Consider the following 619-nt stretch of genomic DNA (forward strand, 5'->3'; position numbering starts at 1 on the left):
CCCCCGAACTCTTCACCTGGGAATTCGCCACCAATCCCTACCCCACCTACGCCTGGCTCCGAGAACACGCCCCCGTGCACAAGACCCGCCTGCCCAGCGGGGTGGAGGCATGGTTGGTCACCCGTTACGTCGACGCCAAGCACGCCCTCGCAGACCCCCGCCTGTCCAAGAACCCCGCGCATCATGACGAACCGGCGCACGCGAAGGGCAAGACCGGGATCCCGGGTGAGCGCAAGGCCGAGTTGATGACGCATCTGCTGAACATCGACCCGCCGGACCACACGCGCCTCCGACGACTGGTCAGTAAGGCGTTCACACCCCGGCGGGTGGCCGAATTCGCACCCCGGGTGCAGGAGTTGACGAACGATCTGATCGACCGGTTCGCAGCCGACGGCTCCGCCGACCTCATCCACGACTTCGCCTTCCCGCTCCCCATCTACGCCATCTGCGATCTGCTCGGCGTCCCCCGCGAGGACCAGGACGACTTCCGGGACTGGGCGGGCATGATGATCCGGCACGGGGGAGGGCCGCGCGGCGGAGTCGCCCGGTCCGTCAAGAAGATGCGCGCCTATCTCGCCGACCTCATCCACCGCAAGCGCGAGGCCCTCGCCGGTACCCC

At 68.0% G+C, this 619-nt stretch carries 1 protein-coding gene; it reads left to right on the forward strand.

All coding sequences use genetic code 11. The features are described from left to right. Nucleotides 1-619 (forward strand): cytochrome P450 family protein (locus AC31A1_RS52315; protein ID WP_489660061.1); only part of this gene is annotated, 619 nt, incomplete at both ends.

This window comes from Streptomyces sp. P5F9, assembly GCF_057961495.1.